At 40.2% G+C, this 17,905-nt stretch carries 17 protein-coding genes; all 17 read right to left on the bottom strand.

Features of this window, described 5'->3' with window-relative positions; all coding sequences use genetic code 11:
- Window positions 1-40: 40 nt before the first annotated feature.
- Window positions 41-703: an acetyltransferase gene (locus VV089_RS01475; RefSeq protein WP_334334716.1), complete on the bottom strand. Its 663-nt coding sequence runs from the start codon at window positions 701-703 to the stop codon at window positions 41-43.
- Window positions 700-1,746 (bottom strand): sugar phosphate nucleotidyltransferase, encoded by a 1,047-nt coding sequence (locus VV089_RS01470; protein WP_172541399.1) that lies wholly within the window; start codon window positions 1,744-1,746, stop codon window positions 700-702. The genes VV089_RS01475 and VV089_RS01470 overlap by 4 nt, the downstream gene beginning before the upstream one ends.
- Before the next feature lie 2 nt (window positions 1,747-1,748).
- Window positions 1,749-2,897, bottom strand: coding sequence for a LegC family aminotransferase (locus VV089_RS01465; protein WP_334334714.1), 1,149 nt, complete (start codon window positions 2,895-2,897; stop codon window positions 1,749-1,751).
- A 27-nt stretch (window positions 2,898-2,924) separates the two neighbouring features.
- Complete coding sequence (locus VV089_RS01460) at window positions 2,925-3,905, bottom strand: NAD-dependent 4,6-dehydratase LegB (RefSeq protein WP_334334712.1); 981 nt, start codon at window positions 3,903-3,905, stop codon at window positions 2,925-2,927.
- Window positions 3,906-3,935: 30 nt separating this feature from the next.
- Complete coding sequence (murJ, locus tag VV089_RS01455) at window positions 3,936-5,483, bottom strand: murein biosynthesis integral membrane protein MurJ (protein WP_172541402.1); 1,548 nt, start codon at window positions 5,481-5,483, stop codon at window positions 3,936-3,938.
- On the bottom strand, window positions 5,458-6,726 hold the full coding sequence (locus VV089_RS01450) for an O-antigen ligase family protein (RefSeq protein ID WP_172541403.1): 1,269 nt from the start codon (window positions 6,724-6,726) through the stop codon (window positions 5,458-5,460). The genes murJ and VV089_RS01450 overlap by 26 nt, the downstream gene beginning before the upstream one ends.
- Before the next feature lie 47 nt (window positions 6,727-6,773).
- Window positions 6,774-7,928: a hypothetical protein gene (locus tag VV089_RS01445; protein ID WP_172541404.1), complete on the bottom strand. Its 1,155-nt coding sequence runs from the start codon at window positions 7,926-7,928 to the stop codon at window positions 6,774-6,776.
- 52 nt (window positions 7,929-7,980) lie between these two features.
- Entirely contained in the window at window positions 7,981-9,108 is a 1,128-nt protein-coding gene (locus VV089_RS01440) for a DegT/DnrJ/EryC1/StrS family aminotransferase (protein ID WP_172541405.1), read from the bottom strand.
- A gap of 18 nt (window positions 9,109-9,126) precedes the next feature.
- Entirely contained in the window at window positions 9,127-9,681 is a 555-nt protein-coding gene (locus VV089_RS01435) for an N-acetyltransferase (protein ID WP_172541488.1), read from the bottom strand.
- A gap of 37 nt (window positions 9,682-9,718) precedes the next feature.
- Entirely contained in the window at window positions 9,719-10,435 is a 717-nt protein-coding gene (gene fabG / locus VV089_RS01430; protein WP_172541406.1) for a 3-oxoacyl-ACP reductase FabG, read from the bottom strand.
- Entirely contained in the window at window positions 10,428-11,645 is a 1,218-nt protein-coding gene (locus VV089_RS01425; protein ID WP_172541407.1) for a thiolase family protein, read from the bottom strand. The genes fabG and VV089_RS01425 overlap by 8 nt, the downstream gene beginning before the upstream one ends.
- A 38-nt stretch (window positions 11,646-11,683) precedes the next feature.
- The gene (locus VV089_RS01420; protein ID WP_172541408.1) at window positions 11,684-12,760 is read right to left on the bottom strand and encodes a Gfo/Idh/MocA family protein; all 1,077 of its coding nucleotides are present in this window, start codon (window positions 12,758-12,760) and stop codon (window positions 11,684-11,686) included.
- 33 nt (window positions 12,761-12,793) lie between these two features.
- The gene (locus VV089_RS01415) at window positions 12,794-13,699 is read right to left on the bottom strand and encodes a UDP-3-O-(3-hydroxymyristoyl)glucosamine N-acyltransferase (protein ID WP_172541409.1); all 906 of its coding nucleotides are present in this window, start codon (window positions 13,697-13,699) and stop codon (window positions 12,794-12,796) included.
- A 17-nt stretch (window positions 13,700-13,716) separates the two neighbouring features.
- Entirely contained in the window at window positions 13,717-14,430 is a 714-nt protein-coding gene (locus tag VV089_RS01410) for a hypothetical protein (RefSeq protein WP_172541410.1), read from the bottom strand.
- 93 nt (window positions 14,431-14,523) lie between these two features.
- Window positions 14,524-15,840: a nucleotide sugar dehydrogenase gene (locus VV089_RS01405; protein ID WP_334334706.1), complete on the bottom strand. Its 1,317-nt coding sequence runs from the start codon at window positions 15,838-15,840 to the stop codon at window positions 14,524-14,526.
- A gap of 13 nt (window positions 15,841-15,853) precedes the next feature.
- Window positions 15,854-17,080: a glycosyltransferase family 4 protein gene (locus VV089_RS01400; RefSeq protein ID WP_334334704.1), complete on the bottom strand. Its 1,227-nt coding sequence runs from the start codon at window positions 17,078-17,080 to the stop codon at window positions 15,854-15,856.
- A 127-nt stretch (window positions 17,081-17,207) separates the two neighbouring features.
- Window positions 17,208-17,897: a sugar transferase gene (locus VV089_RS01395; RefSeq protein WP_172541412.1), complete on the bottom strand. Its 690-nt coding sequence runs from the start codon at window positions 17,895-17,897 to the stop codon at window positions 17,208-17,210.
- Window positions 17,898-17,905 lie beyond the last annotated feature (8 nt).

Genomic DNA, 17,905 nt, shown 5'->3' with positions numbered 1-17,905 from the left:
ATTAAGAAAGCTTTAGCCGGCACGTGCATCATATAAAAGCTCAATTACCCCCCCCCCCGATATTATGGATGATTTCAGAAGTAATCCGGTTCCTAAACCTTACACTGCTTCCTACATTTTTTGCCACAATGCTTCCCGCTCCTATCACGCTGTTTTCCCCAACCGTTATCCCTTGAATGATAACCGCACCTGCTCCTACAAAACTCCGGTCTTCCACAAAAACTCCGCCGCACAATGTACTGTTTACAGAAATATGGCAGAAATCCCCGATACGGCAGTCATGTTCCACCACGGCAGCCGTATTAATAACCGTCATTTTTCCTATAAATGCGCCGGAATTAATTACTGCCGTTTTCCCTATAAAAGTACCTTCACCCACGCGTGCATCCTTCGCCAGAACAGCAGTCGGATCCACCACGGCAGGCATTTCAAAGCCTATTTTTTTTAGCTTCCTATATAACCTGCTGCGTATCTCTCCCCGGCCCAGATACCCTATGCCTATAAATGCATGATGAATTCCCGAATCATACAGGCTTTGTAAATCCCTGTCATCACCAATTACTTTATATCCGCGGTATACTGCATTCTTTTTTTCTTCGCAGTCTATAAAGCCTGCTATCTCATAAATATCGGAAGCTTCTATTGCATCTATAGCTGACCTGGCATGTCCGCCGCTTCCTAATAAAACAATCTTTTTTTTCATAATTTCTTTTCCAGTACTGCCTGCATCCGCTTAAGCTCATCTATCTGCCCCATATCCAGCCAGTTTTCTTCCGAGATGGGATAAACCCCAACGTTTTCCCCTTTATCAATGCATTTTTGTATCACGTCTGTAATATGAATAAAGGTCTGCTCTGGTATTTCTTCTAAAAATCCGGGTTCCAGCACATACAAGCCCGTATTCGTGATGAAGGAAATCTCCGGCTTTTCCTTTAACCGCAACGCACGGCCCGTATCTCTGACCTCCACAGTCCCGTAGGGGATTTCGATCTGCTTTAACGCACAGACCATTGTGATCATGTTTTTCTGCTCCTTATGGAATTTTAGGATCTCCCCATAATCTTCTTCAATCAGAATGTCGCAGTTACTCACAAAAAAAGTGGAGGGGTATCTTCCCTCCAAAAGCTTCAGCCCTCCGCCGGTTCCTAAGAACTCTGTTTCTTCTATAAAATTGATATCGATCGGATTGTCATGATCCAGAAAATAAGATTTGATAAAGTTCTTCTTATAATTTACAATCATATCAAACCGGCTGCATCCGTATTCCATGAAGTGTTCTATGATATGCTCCGTGATGGTTTTATCACCTATGGGGATCAGCGGTTTGGGAAGTATCTGCGTATAAGGGTATAAACGCGTTCCCTTTCCTCCCGCCATGATCGCTACTGGAACATCCAGGACTTCTTTCTCCCGGCGGACGGATTCTTCCGCAAAGCATATCTCTTTTATCCTTCTGTCCCTGTCCAGAATAGGAATCGAAGAAATTTTATAACGCTTCATCTGTTCCCCTGCCCTGTTTTTCTCTTTTTCGGGCAGGGACTTTGTGCCTCTGTTGGCTGCCTTTATGACCGGATCTCCCAGCGCGCCGTTTTTTAAAATATAGCGCCGGATATCTCCGTCTGTCGCCGTCCCCATGAGCCTTCCCTGCTCGCAGACATAAACGATCCCTTTGGCATTTCGGTTAATCTGCCTCATAGCCTCAAGCACCGGACAGTCTGGAACAACCAGAAAATCCTTTATCTCCATATCTATGTCTGCTCCTTAAGAAATGAATGAATCCTTTCCGCCACCCGCTTTACGCTTTCCCCTTCCAGATTACTGCTGCAGGGGATATTTACGATTCTGTCGTAGTACCACAAAGCCTTTTCTATCTGGTAAGCCCGGCTTTCTGCATAAGGTTTTAATGTATGGATCAGCTTCCAGACAGGACGGCTCTGTATCTGGTGCTGCTCCAGATACCGTATCAGCCCGTCCCTGTTATCTGTAAGATAACTGTAGAACCAGTAGTTGCTCCGGATATCACTGCGGAAAGGAAGCAGCTTTATTCCTTCTTTCTGATAAAGCTCATAATTCTCCTTCTTAATCCTGATAAACTCCTCCAGCTGCTCCAGCTGTGCCAGTCCCAGCGCTGCCTGGAGATTCGTCATGCGGTAATTGTAGCCTATTTCCTCATGGACAAAGTAAACCGTATCCTTTTTTGCCTGTGTGGACAAGAACCGGCACCTTTCTGTCAGTTCCGGATTCTGTGAAACCACCATTCCGCCTCCGCCGGTGGTAATGATCTTGTTTCCGTTAAAAGAAAATACACCTATATCTCCAATGGTTCCGGCATAACGGCCCTCGTAAGCTCCCTCCCGGTAACAGCTTCCCAAAGCTTCCGTTGCATCCTCGATTACCTTTAGATGGTAGGTTCCGGCAAGGGACATAATCTCTTCCATATCTGCCAGGTTCCCGAATACATGCACGACTACCAGGGCAGTCACTTTCCGGCAGGACGTCTTATTTTTCAAGATATTCCCGTCAAACTCACACTCCTCTTCGCAGAACCTTTTAAGCTTCTTTGGATCCAGGGTTAAGGTATCATCACAGTCCATAAAAACCGGATCCGCCCCAATATAATGTACCGGATTCACTGCGGCAACAAAGGTAAGCGTCGGAACCAGAACCTCTTCCCCCGGCTGTATTCCCAATACCTTTAAGGCCAGATGCAGGCCGGCTGTCCCGCTCTGGCATGCGCAGGCCGCAGGCACATGGACATAATCCGCAGCCGCTTTTTCAAAATCCGCAATATAAGGCCCTGCGGTTGACACCCACTCTGTTTTTACGGCTTCCGTCACATATGCCAGTTCGTTTCCTTTTAAATTTGGTACTGATAATGGTATAAACTGCTTTTCCATAAACATCTGCTCCTGTTCAGGCTGAAATTATAAGTTATAAATATCTGTTTTATACCGATCCAGATTATTTCTCAAAAATTCAATTGTCTCCGCCAGTCCCTGGCGGAAGGTATAACGGGGTTTCCAGTCTGTCAGACGCAGTATTTTTTCATTGCATCCCAAAAGCCGGTTCACCTCGCTTTTTTCCGGACGCAGCCTCTGCTCGTCGCATACAATCTCTGCTTTTGGATTGATCTGGTTTATCAATTCCTCCGCCAGTTCTCCGATGGAAATCTCATGCTGTGTTGCAATATTGATTTCTTCCCCAATGGTTCGATCGCTTTTATAGATTTCAATAAATCCCTGGGCCGTGTCTTTTACATAATTAAAATCCCTGGTCGGCGTTAATGCTCCCAGTTTGATTTCCTCTTTTCCGCTTAGAAGCTGTGTAATAATTGTAGGAATCACGGCTCGCGCAGACTGCCTCGGGCCGTATGTGTTAAAAGGACGCACAATTGTAACGGGCATTTGAAAAGAGCGGTAAAAAGACTCTGCCAGCCTGTCCGCTCCTATCTTGGTTGCCGAATATGGGGATTGTCCCTGATACGGATGTTTTTCATCAATAGGAACATACAGTGCTGTCCCGTATACTTCCGATGTGGATGTGGCCAGAACCCTTCCGGTTCCCAGCTCCCTGGCTGCCTGCAGAACATTCAGGGTTCCTTTGATGTTGGTATCCACATACGTATCCGGGGAATGGTAGCTGAAAGGAATGGCTATCAGCGCTGCCAGATGAAATACTGCCTCACAGCCTTTCACTGCTTCTTTCACTCCGTTGGGATCACGGATATCTCCTTGGAAAATTTCTATGTGTTCCATGATATCTTTAGGCAGCGTATCCAGCCAGCCCCAGGTATTAAAGGAATTATAGTAAACAAATGCCTTTACTTTGTATCCCTGCTTTACCAGTTCTTCTGTCAGATGGCTTCCGATAAAGCCGTCTGCGCCGGTTACTAAAACTTTTTTCATTCTTTTAATCCTCCACCTAAATAATATTACTTACAATCTATTTTTTTGTACCACATTTTTAATTATAATTAACACTTGTTCTATCTCTGACACTCTAAGAAAACAAAGCAATAAAAGATATACCCCTGCTCCTATTAACACCGAAACAAACGTAAAACTAAAAGTTCCCAAGCCAAAAGAATACAATATTGGAGCTTTTACAGCATATATAACGGCAGCCATCACAAATGCCGCTAACAATGATTTCAACAATACTATTCCTGTTGTTCTATATTCAATTTTCATAATCTTTTTTTTAGCCTGTTTTAACAAAAGAATTCCAGCAATAGCCGTAGAAATCGTCGTGGCCAATGCTAATCCAATTGCTCCTAAATAATGTGACAATATAATATTAAGCACAATATTCAATAACGAACCTAACATAGAATTTTGCATTGGCGTTTTTGTATCATAAACCGAGGTAAATAACTTCACTCCAATAAGTCTTATTGTAGTAAACATGCTCCCAAATAAATAGCATGCAAAAAGCTGCCCTACAATAAGCGCTGATGTATCTCCAAATGCTCCTCTTTTAAATGCTAAAGTTACGATTTCATTACTTAAAATTAACCCTCCAAAAGCAATCGGCATACTAAGCAAAATTGTCGTTTTAATTGTTTGTGTATAAACCTTTTCTAATTCGTTGTAATTCCCCTGAGCACTTAAACGAGAATATGTTGGATACATAAGTGTAATAATATTGCTCAAAAGAATTGTTTCAATGATAGAACTTAATTTAGAAGCGTAATTTATGTTTGCAATACTACCGCTATCCAGAAATGATGCTATCATCTTATCTACAGTCTGATTGATCTCACTTGTACCTATGCCGAGAATTACCGGCACTATCATCTTCCCTGCCTTGCACAAAGCCGGATCTTTTATATTCAGCCGAATATTGTATTTTTCATATTTTGATGTGAATAATAAAAACAAAATGCATTCTGCAATAATGCCGGTCAAAATCCCATATGCAGCTGCAAAAACGCCATACTTTCCTGCAAAAATTACTAAAAATACGATAATACTGACATTTCTAACACTATTCAAAATTTTAGGAATAACAAATTCCTTATGAACGTTTAATAATCCATTACTAATACGTACAATACCTTCGAAAAACAACATTGGTAAAATACATTTCATCAAAGAAACTGCTAATTTATGGGAGTCCTCCATTAAACCTGGGGAAAAAAAGAAAACAATTTCATTTGCAAATAATTCTCCTAGAATCAAAAATGTTATGGTTCCCAAAGAAAAAAGTGTAATTAGATTAGAAACAAATTCGGATGCTGCCTGTTTACTTTCATTGCAATATTTTTCAGTATACAGTGGAATCACGATTACATTGATTGCATTCCAGACTACTGAAAATAATATTTCCGGAACTTGAATGGCAATTGTAAAAGCATCGGCTGCTTGTGAAGTACCGAAATAATTTGCAAATACTGCTTCCTTAATAAATGAAAAGAATGCCATTGATAATGATATTATTGTTAAAAACACTCCTTGTTTAATAAACCATTTTCCCTGATTCATTACAATTCAATCCCTTTTCTAAAAAGACAGGTTTCTCTTTGAACAGAAATATTTCATCTTCTTGATATTTATACTTATAAGTTTCAGCATAACAAATTCCTAACGACAATATCATCCATTGAATCATACCTAAAAAAAACTTATTTTGTAACAAGCAGCATTCCATACAATTATAGGCAACTACAGCAAAAAAAGCAGCCATTAATAATGCCCTTAAAGAGCGATCTGTGATTTGTACTATATGTTTCCATAGAATCCAAAATATAACTATGAGACATAATAATCCGACTACCCCGTTTTGCATCAAGGTCTGAATAAAGCTATTATGAAAGGATGAATTAGCATACCTTTTTATAAATGGTGTTATTCCTGTTCCCATCCCCAAAATCAAATTCAAGCCTTTAAGCTCTGCCAGTGATGTTCTCCATAAATAGGAACGAGAAGAATCTATATTTTTTCCAAAATACTTTAAAGAAATTGTATTTATAGAATCATACCAGCTATAATTTTTAGCATTTATATAAATCACTAAACCAGCTATTATGAAAAACAGCATAGGCCCAAACAATCTTTGATATGTTCTGGCGTTTAAATCAAATAAATAAAAAGCAAAGTATAATAAAATAATAAATATTCCTGTAAATAATGCTGTTCTGGAAGAATATACTAAAGAAAAAATGATTGCTGGAAGCATACCAATCATCACAATCAATTCCATTCTGCATCCTTTTTGTTTCGTCCGTTTTCTCTCTTCACTTTTATTCCATTCCATTAAAACAATTAAAAGCAAATATAAAAAGATTGCGCAACCAGCCAACGTGTTTTTACTATTAGTTTCTATCTTGGATAAAAAAAACAGTACTATACAAGCCATAAAATAATAAATTTTTATATATTCCTTTTGTATCTTGAATTTTCCAGACAGAATAGTGTAAATAATCAAAAAAACACTTCCACTAGTCAAAATATTTTTAACAGAATATACCGTCACATTTTTTAAGAGACCTGCAAACTGTATTGCTATAAAAATTCCAAATAAAATAAACATCTTTTTGCCTACGGAACCTTGTATTTTTCCTCTTTTAATAATCAAAAAATAATTAAGGGAACAAAATGGAATTAAATATTCCAAATACATTTTTTCTGTAACAAATGTGATAAGAATAATACCACATAATAACGTAATATAATTAGGCAAAACAGAACTTACTTTTATTCCCAAATTAACTTTTAACCTTTGCATATCTCACCTCTGTCTAACTTAAAAGCTTTGTATTAAACCGTCTCTATCTATTGAGCGATCAGCTTTGAGACCAATGAAACACGACTATCTACTACAAATCGATATTCTAATTCATATAAAAGTTTATATCTTCCCATATCAGATACATCATCGATAATTGCATTAATTTCACTATTTACAGCTTGATTGATTACAGTAGAATATAATGAAATAACATTTTGTGTCTGCAAAACAGACTCTTTTATCTGTGTTTCCTTTGGATTCTCTATCTCTATTTTCTGATTAAATATTTTATCTATTAATATCATTTTAGAGTATATGGGATGAGGTCTGACTGCAACTTTATATCCCATAGTCTTTAATTTCATTAATATCTGTAAAATTTTCACTAAATTTTCTTCTGTTTCTTCTCCTAAGTAATACGTATAATCATATTTTTTATTATAAGTTCCTTTTAAAATCAATGCCGGCGGTACTGCCACTACAAATTGATTCGGCTCTGCTTTTAATCGTTTAAATAAATTTATATAATACGGAGCCCATACATAGCATTTATCAAATTTAAAAAAGCTGTCACGTATATAAAAAAGTTTTTCTCCATGCATAATATTTATATGCTTAATATTATTTTTTCTGCAGTAATATGTTAAGAAAGAAGACGTATATGAATATTCACCCGATACAATAATTGCATCAGGTGAATACACATTAATGATCCAGCTATACATTCTTACTTTAATCAAGCACTTAAGGATAAATTCAAATGATAATGGATATCTTCGTAATAGCTCTTTTATTATTTTCTTATCATTTTTGCTCAAACACTCACCTGTCCTGGAAATATTTTTTATATTTGCATATATATCTCTCAATTCCTTTGGAATAAACTTACTTGTCACATCCATACCAAGATATATTCCATTAAAGTGCTCTGTATTTAAAATTTTCTCTTCTTTTTTTAAATAATAATAGTAAAATAACAGCAAAATACTCCCTATATCTGTTACAATATTAACACGCCAACTTTTCAGCCACCTTTGACATTTATATTGATTATAAGATCTTTCTATCAAATCCTTCGGTTCTTTTAAACTTTCTATAAATTCTTTTTGTTTTTTTACTGGTACTTTAAATAAGCTATCCTGGCTGGCGGCAATCATACTTGCAGCTTTGTATAAATACTTTTTTAATTCCATATCCATTCATTATTTCCTGCCTAGTTTAGCAACATTGGTTAATTTGCCTGGTAAAAATTCACATCAGAAATCCTTTTAAAGAATCTATCACCTTCCCCTGCTCCTCTGCCGTCATATATGGATGCAGCGGCAATGCCAAAATTCTTTTGCACAATTCCTCAGTCACCTTAAGTTCTGTCTTTACACAATCTATCCCCTTAAACGCCGTCTGCCGGCTCATAGGTTTTGGATAGTAAATCATTGATGGAATCCCATTTTCTTTCAAATGTATCTGCAGCCCATTACGCTCTTTCTCGTTCTTTAAGAGGATAGAATACTGAGCCCAGCTTGAATAGTATCCGTCTTTCACATGCGGAGTCTTTACTATATCCTTTAACTCCTTTGTATATTTCTCTGCCACATAATTTACAGCCTCAAGCTCATATTTGCGAAACGCTTCCAACTTTACATTTAAAACCGCAGCCTGTATGGTATCCAGCCGGGAATTCACTCCAATACAGACATTGTCATACTTGTCCTCTCCCTTGCCATGGATACGATAAGAACGCATCAACGCTGCCCATTCATCATTATCTGTAAACACTGCTCCGCCGTCGCCGTAACACCCCAGCGGTTTTGCCGGAAAAAAACTTGTGGTTGATATATCTCCAAAACTGCAGGCTTTTTTCTTCCCGATCTGTCCCCCAAATCCCTGCGCCCCGTCCTCAAGAATCAGAAGCTCATACTCCTTTGCTATACTGCGAAGCTGTGAATAATCCGCAGGCTGTCCAAAAAGATCCACAGCTAAAATTGCTCTTGGAACCAGTTTTCCCTCTTCTTTCACTTTCCGGACTGCTTTTTTCAGTGAATCCGGCGACATATTAAAGGTATCTTCCTCCACATCTACAAAAACAGGAACTGCCCCTTCATAAGCCACCGTCTCGCCAGAAGCAAAAAAAGTGAAATCCGGCACAAATACTGCGTCACCACGGCCAATGTTCCAGGCCATCAATGCCAGCGTCAAAGCATCTGTTCCATTTGCACAAGTAATACAGTGTTTTACCCCTGTATACTCTGCTAACATATACTCCAGCTCTTTTACCTCTGTTCCGGAGATAAAATCGGCAGTTTGGCAGACTCTTTTCATTGCTGCATCAATTTGAGGTTTTAACTCCTGGTACTGCTTTTTCAAATCACGAAATTCCATGGTTATTCTCCAATAATTCTATTTATGTTCTTCCACTCTCAGTTCAAGATTTCCTTCTGCATCCACCCAACCGATTATTCTGGCTGGTACTCCTGCCACTAAAGCATAATCCGGCACGTCTTTTGTGACAACAGCTCCGGCCGCAACCATAGCCCACCGCCCAATTGTATTCCCACAGACAATTGTTGCATTTGCACCAATGCTTGCACCTTCTTTTACCAAAGTCTTTTTATAATTTTCCCTACCCTTCGGATAGCCGGCCCGAGGTGTCAGATCGTTGGTAAAAACACAGGACGGCCCACAGAATACATCGTCTTCAATTTCTACTCCCTCATAAATGGACACATTATTCTGAATCTTCACACCGTTTCCAATATATACGTTATTTGAAATATTTACGTTTTGCCCTAAAGAACAATTCTTTCCGATTCTGGCTCCTTTTTGTATATGACAAAAATGCCAGATTTTCGTTCCCTCGCCAACCAAAACATCCTCGTCTATATAACTGCTTTCATGAATAAAACAGTTCTTTAATAATTGGTTATCCTTTTGGGGAAAACCGCTGCTTTTTATCCCTTCACTTAACAGCAATTGCTGTTCCTCCCTAATTTTACAATCTCATTCCGCCATTCACTTCGATAACAGTTCCCGTAATATAGGATGCATCGTCCGAAGCCAGAAAAGCGATTACCCCTGCTACTTCCTCCGGCTGTCCCAAACGTTTCAGCATAGTCTGTCCTGCAAAGGTTTCCAGCAGATGCTCCGGAACGGTTTTTACCATATCTGTAAGGATATAGCCTGGTGCTGCTACATTTACTCTGACCGGCACTCCTTTTCTGGCAAATTCCTTTGCCCAGGATTTACTCATACCTATAATTCCGGCTTTGGATGCTGCGTAATTTGCCTGGCCAATGTTCCCAAACTGTCCCACAACACTGCCTACTGTAATTATAGAACCTCCGCCCTGTATCTCCATCTGCGGACCGATATGCTTTACAATATTAAATGTTCCCTTAAGATTTGTGCGGATTACAGTATCAAATGCCTCTCCGTCCATCTTGACAGTGAGCCCGTCCTTTGTAATACCTGCATCTGCAACCAGAACATCTATTCTCCCGTGTTTATCCAAGATATCTTTTACAAGCCTTTGACAAGAGCTCTCGTCTGTTACATCCAAAAAGCGATATTCAATATTTTCTACAGGAAACTCCCTTTCATGTCTGGCACACGCATAAACATAAGCCCCTTCCTGCTGCATTCTGAGTGCACAGGCATAGCCAATTCCCGATGTACCTCCAGTTATTACAGCTATCTTACCCTTAAGCAACCTCTTTCACTCCCTTCAGCATTAATGCAGCCCCCATTCCACCGCCTATGCACAACGAAGCGATCCCGCATTTTTCTGGGCTTTTTTTGAGGATGTGTGCAAGTGTAGTAGTAATTCTGGCTCCGGTAGCACCCAGGGGATGTCCCAGGCCCAATCCAGAACCATAAATATTGCTCCGCTTTATGATATTCTCCATCGAATCTGAAAACTCTTCAGCCAACAGCTTATAACAGCCTAATACCTGTGCTGCAAATGCCTCATTGATCTCAAAATTAGCAATATCCTTAAAGTCCGTTCCTGTCTTTGCAAGCAGCGCCTTGATTGCATAATAGGGGCCAAGCCCCATCAATCGGGGCTCACACCCTGTTACAGCTCCGTCAATCACTTCCGCCAAAGGAAGAATTTTTTTCTCTTGACAGTATTCTTCTGATGCCAGCAGCATAAATGAAGCTCCATCATTAATTCCCGAAGTATTCCCGGCTGTAATAGTTCCTGTACCGTCTTTCAGAAATGTCGGCTTTAAAATCTCCAGTTTTTCCGGAGTACTCTGCCTGTTCGGAAATTCATCTGTCTCAAATACATACTCCCTGCCTCTATAGTCATGTAAGGTTACAGGTACAATCTCATCCTTAAATACACCTGAATCTACTGCTGAAATCGCTCTCTGCTGGGACAAATAAGCGTATTCATCCTGCTCTTTTCTGTTAATCTTACATTCCTTTGCAACATTTTCTGCTGTGATCCCCATATGCTCCCCGCTAAAAGCATCCAGTAAGCCGTCATGGGTCATCAAATCTATCATCGAAAAATCGCCGAACTTCTTTCCAAGCCTGATATAACTGTTTGTCGCATATGGGATATTAGACATAAATTCAAATCCCCCACAGAGTACCACCCGGGCTCCACATCGGATTTCCCTAACTCCATTTAAGACTGCCTGCATTCCGGAACCACAGACCATATTCAGTGAGTATGCCGGCGTAGTAATCGGAATTCCAGACAATACTGCTATTTTTCTTGCAATCCCTTGTCCTGCGCCTGCCGAGATCACATTTCCCACAATAACGCTTTCTACATCAGATAACTGTTCCTTTTCAAATCCGCTTTTGATAAGCTGGACACATACCTCTGCCGGATCTGCCTCATAAAGAGACCCTAAAAATTTTCCTATTGCTGTCCTTTTTGCCTCAATAATAAAAATTCTGCTCAAACATTTTCCTCCTTAATTGTCCCGTATGATCAAACTGCTTACGAAAACTCTCCTGCCATTTCAGCAGAAGAGAAATTTTCCATGGGAAGCAACACCGGCCTTCCCTCTTTCTGGCTTTTGTATACTGCCAGCACAAGTTCAAGCGCATTCCTTCCTGCTGCTGCATCCACATAGGGCTTTCTGTCTTGCTCTATAGCCTTTATCATGTCTGCATACAAACTGCTATGTCCATTCCCATACACATTACTAGTTGCCTCCTCCAGTCCTTTATTTCTGAGGTCAGCATTTGTTTCATCAGCAAACTGCCATACATCTATATTGTTGGTTGAAGTTCCGCCAAGCTTAACCGTCCCGTTTTCGCCAAATAGATACAGCGTTTCCTCCAGATTGCAGGGATACACATTCGTAGTTCCTTCAATGGTTGCAATTGCTCCGTTTTTAAATTTTACAACTGCCATCCCTATATCCTCTGCTTCTAGATAATTATGAAGCTGCTGTCTGGTCTGTCCGTATACCTCTTCCACCTCATCTCCCATCATCCACCGAAGCAGATCAATTCCATGGATACATTGATTCATTAACGCTCCGCCATCGGAAGCCCATTTTCCTCTCCATGAAGCCTGCGCATAATAATTTTCACTCCGATTCCAGCGTACATGAACAGAACCATGAGACAGTTTCCCAAATCTCCCTGTCTCCAGGGCCTTGCGCATTTCCTGCACCGCAACGTTAAAGCGGTTCTGATGGCAGGCACACACTTTTATTCCTTTTTCCTCTGACCGCCTGACAATCTCGTCCGCATCCTGTATACTCATAGCAATCGGTTTTTCAATGATGCAGTTAATGCCATGATCAATGCAATATAAAGCGATCTCTGCATGAACACCGCTTTCCGTTGCAATTGCTGCCAGTTCCAACTCATTTTCTTCAATCATTTTTTTATAATCCGTATACCGGTGGATTGTAAGGTTCTCTTCCAGTTCATGCTTTGCAAGCAGCTTTTCAATCTGTTCTTCCTGTACATCGCAGGCAGCTATAAACTCCAGCTTATTATTAAGTGCCGCTTTTACATGATTTGTTGCAATGCGGCCACATCCAATCAATGCATATTTCATACAATTTTACTCTCCTGGTATTATAATACTTCTTTAGAAATCCTCTTTTTTCCTGTCTCTTAGCACTTTGGCCGGGACACCGGCTGCCACCTTCCCGGAAGCTACCGGCTTCGTTACAACGGCTCCCATTCCAAGAAAAGCCCGATTTTCTACCTCAATCTGATTCTTGACAATTACTCCCGGCGCAAGATAAGCTCCCCTTCTGATTTTTGCACTTCCGGCTATCACGGAGCCTGCTGTAATAACACAGTTATCTTCAATGCAAACGTTATGGGCAATATGGCATAGGTTATCAATTTTTACGTGATTCCCAATCCTGGTATCCTCAAGGCACCCCCGATCAATGCAGGTATTTGCGCCGATTTCTACATATTCTCCAATCACTACTCCCTTAAAATGGGGAACCTTCTGTAATGTTCCCCGCTCTCTGTAATACCCGAATCCGTCTGTCCCTATCACAGTTCCCGAAAATATCTCGCTTCCTTTTCCGATACAGCACTTTCCCTCAATTACTACATTTGCATGAATATATACATCCTCTGCAATCTCAACCTCTTCTCCCACATAGCATAAGGGGCCAATGTTTACGTTTTTTCCGATTTTATCTGTACAAACGACTGCGCTCCTGTCTATTGTCCGCTTCTGCTCTTTTTGAAAAAAGTGTTTTAAAATACTGAAATAAACTTCTTTTGGATTCGGAGTTATAATGCAGTTTTCCATATCGTCTGTTTTCTCTGTGCAGACTACCAGAATATTTTGGTGTTTCTGCAGTCTTTTTTTTGCATCCTCTGTAAGATATTCCTTGTTTTTGATCCAGATAATGCTGTGATCATCCATTTTTTGTATATCAGAAAATGAATCTATTTCAACAGACCTCCCTTGATATACTGCCTCTTTTTTCTCTGCCTCTAAAAAATGTAATATTTCCTGTATTCCCATCTGTGTCCTTTCCCAGCCTATAAAATATCTGAAAGTCCTGTGAAATTTTCTTCAAGTATCTGATATCGATCCTTTTTGGCCTCTTCCAGAAAATCTTTCAATCGCTCTTTTATCCCACAGGCCTGTTCTTTGTACCAGAAGGCATGGGTTAATATCTGCATTCTGGGATATTGTTTCTCTTTCACATATTTCATTACATCTTCCCGCCATTTCATCCGGGAATCCGATACATATTTAAAATTCTGAAAAAACTCCTTTGAATAACTGTTTATCATCCCAGGAATCTTAAGCTCTTTCTCCAGAATCTCTTTTGACGGCCTATGCATCGATACGACAGAGATGCGTCTTTGACAGGTCTGCTCAAGCAGCTCCTTTTCTGCCAGAATATGCCCAATCATATCCTCCCATCCCTTACACTTCTCATACACAGTTTCATCAAAATGAAGGCCTATCTCGTGTCCGTACCCAATCAGTTCCTGTATCCTGTTCCTGACATTACGAGAAAAAATATTATAAAAATCACTGGATACTAACACAAAATATGTGGATGCTGCTCCCAGCTCTTTCTCCATTTTTGCAAACTTTACTGCCCTTTCTATGGAATAATCAATATCATGCCTTAATATGCAGGGATTCTCTGTATTCTGATAATTATGATAATCTGTAATTGTATACCCACTCTTCCCTATGACATGCAGTAAATCTGCGTATGCATCATAAGTAAAATTCATTCATCTTCTCCTCCGTATTCATAACCGTCCGGATTTTCCCTGTAAAACAGAATTGCCGGATGAAAGCTTAATTCCCTTCCCATCCTGCTTTCTCTACAAAACTTCTATATTTTCTCTGTTCTCAATCGCTTTCATTGCATTTTTTGTATCAAAAATTACTTTTGCATGTTTTTGCAGCATCACGTAATCCACATTGGAATGTGCTGATGTAATTATCAGCAGTTCATATTCCTCTACCTGCTCCGGAGAAATCTCAGTCATTCCTTCTACTGTCTTGCCATGATATCTATACTTAGGAATCCAGGGATCATAGTAGGAAACCTCTGCACCGGAAGCTTTCAGAAGCTCAATTACTTCCAGGGCCGGACTCTCTCGGTAATCGTCAATATCCTGTTTGTAAGCTACGCCAACAACCAATATCTTTGCACCCTTAAGGGATTTTTCAAAACGGTTCAGAAGCTTCGCCGCACGGTCCACGCAATATTCCGGCATTCTGTCATTGATCATCATAGAACTTTCAATCATAGATGTGTGGAAACCATATTCCCGGGCCTTCCAGGAAAGATAATATGGATCCAACGGAATACAATGTCCTCCCAGACCTGGCCCCGGATAGAACGCCTGGAATCCATAGGGTTTTGTTTTAGCCGCATCAATCACTTCCCAAATGCTTATCCCCATACGCTCACACAGCATGGCTAACTCATTCACAAGGCCAATATTAATATTCCGGTAAGTATTTTCGAGAATCTTTTCCATCTCTGCTACAGCCGGTGATGATACCTCTGCCACATCTCCGTCCAGCACTGCACGATACATGGCGGCTATAACTTCTGTCGCATCCTTTCCGACTCCTCCGACTACTTTTGGCGTATTCTTTGTTTTATAAATTAGATTTCCCGGATCTACCCGTTCTGGAGAAAATCCAAGATAAAAATCCTCCCCACATTTCAGTCCTGACCCCTGCTCCAGAATTGGTTTCACCAGTTCTTCTGTAGTTCCTGGATATGTGGTAGATTCCAGCACTATAATGGTTTCTTTTGTAAAATATTTCGAAATAGCTTCTGTGGAAGCTCTCACATAACTGATATCCGGCTGCTGATGTTTATCTAAAGGCGTCGGCACGCATATCGCTATAAAATCAACATCCTTTACAAAAGAAAAATCGGTTGTCGCAGTCAACATTCCTGCTCCAACCAATTTTTTTAAATCCTTGTCCACTACATCGCCGATGTAATTGTGTCCGTCGTTAACCATCTTTACTTTTTCTTCCTGTACATCAAAACCGATAGTTTTAAAACCTGCTTTTGCTTTTTCCACTGCTAACGGCAGTCCTACATAACCAAGTCCGACGACCCCTACCTTAATTTCTTTATTCTTTATTTTTTTCAATAACTTTTCTTTCACCATGGTTTCCCTGTCCTTATCCTGCAAACAATTTTTCAAACTGCTCTGCCAAAGTTGTATAATTATAGTATTTAAGAACTGCTTCCTTTCCCCTTCGTCCCATTTCGTTCCGCTCATCTTTTGATACACTATATAGCTGTTCGATAACCTTCTGTATTTCAGATGCCTTTCCGCTCCTTATCACAGTCCCACATTCAAATGTCTCTACCGGACATTTCGGGGCGTCAATCGCGCATATAACCGGTCTTCCCGCCATCATTGCATCATACATTTTATTCGGACTGATTCCAAAACGATACAAAGGCGATTTAAGTCCTCCTATATAACTGCAGTCAAAATGTCTTATTAAATCTCCTATGCTTGCTTTTCCTACCGGATCAAGAAAAATAACATTTTCTATTCTTTCATCCTGTACTCTTCTTATAAGCTGAGGCTTTTCAACACCATTTCCTACAAGGACAAATTTTATACCAGGAATTGAAATTCCTTTCGCTGTATCCAGTAAAAGATCCAATGCATTTGAGAGGGCATGTCCTCCAAAATATCCTACGATAAAATTCCCGTCTTCTTTAAGCCTGTTCAAGATCTTCTGATGTTTCTCCGGAATCTTTTCCTGTTTTTCCCATTCGTTTAATACAATTCCGTTCTGAATATTCACAAACTTCTCTGCCTTCATCCCATGCTTCACCATATATTCCTTTGCACAGGGCAGTATGGAAACAATATAATCTGATTTCCTGTAAGCGGAATTCTCTCCAAGCTGCATAAGTATTACAAATGGATTGTATTTTTTCATTCCTCCCAGCTCGATTAAGGTTGCCGGCCACATATCATGCACTTCATGTATCAGTCTTGCGCCGGTTAATTTCGCAATTCTTTGTCCCACAAAGGTATCCAGCGGATAGGTAGATGATGTAATGACCACATCCGGTTTTATGCTGTTTGCAATTCTCTCTGCATTCACCCAAAGCTTGTACACAAACCGGAACATAGTTCCTGCACGTTTTACACCATTTCCTTCATAACGCCCTGTCTTTACCCAGCAGTACTGTATTCCGTCAATAACTTCTTTCTGGAAGTCTTTCTTCACTTCTGGATTCTTTACACGCAGATGTGAATAGTCTCCGGATACAATCGTTACCCGGTGTCCCATCTTAATCCACTCTCTGGCAAAATAATAGGGACGGAACTCCATCCCCATCTCTGTAGAACCAGCGTAATGATTAATCAGTAATATATTCATCCTTCTTATTCCTCTGTCATCTTAAACACACTTATTCATTTTCCGTCTTAAAATTGACTGTATATATACATAGGTGCCTGTGATATATCTGCTTGTAATAAATACAACAATATCACTATACAGATAGTTATTCTCTCCACAAAGAAAAGACTGTCATAAACATAACCTCAATTTCTTTAAAAAACCCAACCCCCTCTATCCCCCTAAGATTCCACTCCATCTTCTTAGGCAGAATCTCTTCTATATAAATCCTCTCCGGATCTTCTGCGTTATCCAGCAGCTTCCCCTCATCCTTATAATATATAGAAGCAAGGCTTGTAATCCCCGCCGGCAGAAGCAGCGTCGCCCTCATCTCCGGCGTATACGCCTTCACATACTTAGGCACCTCCGGCCTCACCCCCACAAAAGTCATATTCCCCTGGAGCACATCGATAAGCTGTGGCAGTTCATCCAGCCTCTTATCCCGGATTAACCTGCCCGCTCTTGTGATCCTGCTGTCGTCTCCTGCCGTCACCAGACTTCCCTTCTCATCCGCCCTGTCTATCATGGAGCGGAACTTGTGAATCCGGAATTTCCTCCCATACTGGGTCACCCTGACCTGCCGGTAAAATACCGGGCCCTTTGAATCTGCTTTTATGACAATTGCAAGAATCAAAAATAACGGTGAAAGTAAAAAAAGCAGTATGGCTGATACCGCAATATCAAACATACGCTTTAATAGAAGGCTGTTCTTTTTTCTGTACAATATATCATAATACTTCCTTACCTCTTTCACCTGCATATACTGCGGCAGCTCTTCCCATTTTCTCAAAGTCATTCTCCCAT

Origin of the sequence: Candidatus Merdisoma sp. JLR.KK011, from assembly GCF_036941125.1 — a bacterium.
In the GTDB taxonomy this organism is placed as follows: Bacteria; Bacillota; Clostridia; order Lachnospirales; family Lachnospiraceae; genus Laedolimicola.
The sequence above is the reverse complement of the archived record's forward strand: the minus strand, read 5'-3'. Positions and strand labels throughout refer to the sequence as shown.

What these genes read in the sequence shown, in the direction of transcription:
- VV089_RS01475 (WP_334334716.1), bottom strand. Translation starts at nt 703, where the DNA reads ATGAAAAAAAAGATTGTTTTATTAGGAAGCGGCGGACATGCCAGGTCA.
- VV089_RS01470 (WP_172541399.1), bottom strand. Translation starts at nt 1,746, where the DNA reads ATGGAGATAAAGGATTTTCTGGTTGTTCCAGACTGTCCGGTGCTTGAG.
- VV089_RS01465 (WP_334334714.1), bottom strand. Translation starts at nt 2,897, where the DNA reads ATGGAAAAGCAGTTTATACCATTATCAGTACCAAATTTAAAAGGAAAC.
- VV089_RS01460 (WP_334334712.1), bottom strand. Translation starts at nt 3,905, where the DNA reads ATGAAAAAAGTTTTAGTAACCGGCGCAGACGGCTTTATCGGAAGCCAT.
- murJ (WP_172541402.1), bottom strand. Translation starts at nt 5,483, where the DNA reads ATGAATCAGGGAAAATGGTTTATTAAACAAGGAGTGTTTTTAACAATA.
- VV089_RS01450 (WP_172541403.1), bottom strand. Translation starts at nt 6,726, where the DNA reads ATGCAAAGGTTAAAAGTTAATTTGGGAATAAAAGTAAGTTCTGTTTTG.
- VV089_RS01445 (WP_172541404.1), bottom strand. Translation starts at nt 7,928, where the DNA reads ATGGATATGGAATTAAAAAAGTATTTATACAAAGCTGCAAGTATGATT.
- VV089_RS01440 (WP_172541405.1), bottom strand. Translation starts at nt 9,108, where the DNA reads ATGGAATTTCGTGATTTGAAAAAGCAGTACCAGGAGTTAAAACCTCAA.
- VV089_RS01420 (WP_172541408.1), bottom strand. Translation starts at nt 12,760, where the DNA reads ATGAAATATGCATTGATTGGATGTGGCCGCATTGCAACAAATCATGTA.
- VV089_RS01415 (WP_172541409.1), bottom strand. Translation starts at nt 13,699, where the DNA reads ATGGGAATACAGGAAATATTACATTTTTTAGAGGCAGAGAAAAAAGAG.
- VV089_RS01410 (WP_172541410.1), bottom strand. Translation starts at nt 14,430, where the DNA reads ATGAATTTTACTTATGATGCATACGCAGATTTACTGCATGTCATAGGG.
- VV089_RS01405 (WP_334334706.1), bottom strand. Translation starts at nt 15,840, where the DNA reads ATGGTGAAAGAAAAGTTATTGAAAAAAATAAAGAATAAAGAAATTAAG.
- VV089_RS01400 (WP_334334704.1), bottom strand. Translation starts at nt 17,080, where the DNA reads ATGAATATATTACTGATTAATCATTACGCTGGTTCTACAGAGATGGGG.
- VV089_RS01395 (WP_172541412.1), bottom strand. Translation starts at nt 17,897, where the DNA reads ATGACTTTGAGAAAATGGGAAGAGCTGCCGCAGTATATGCAGGTGAAA.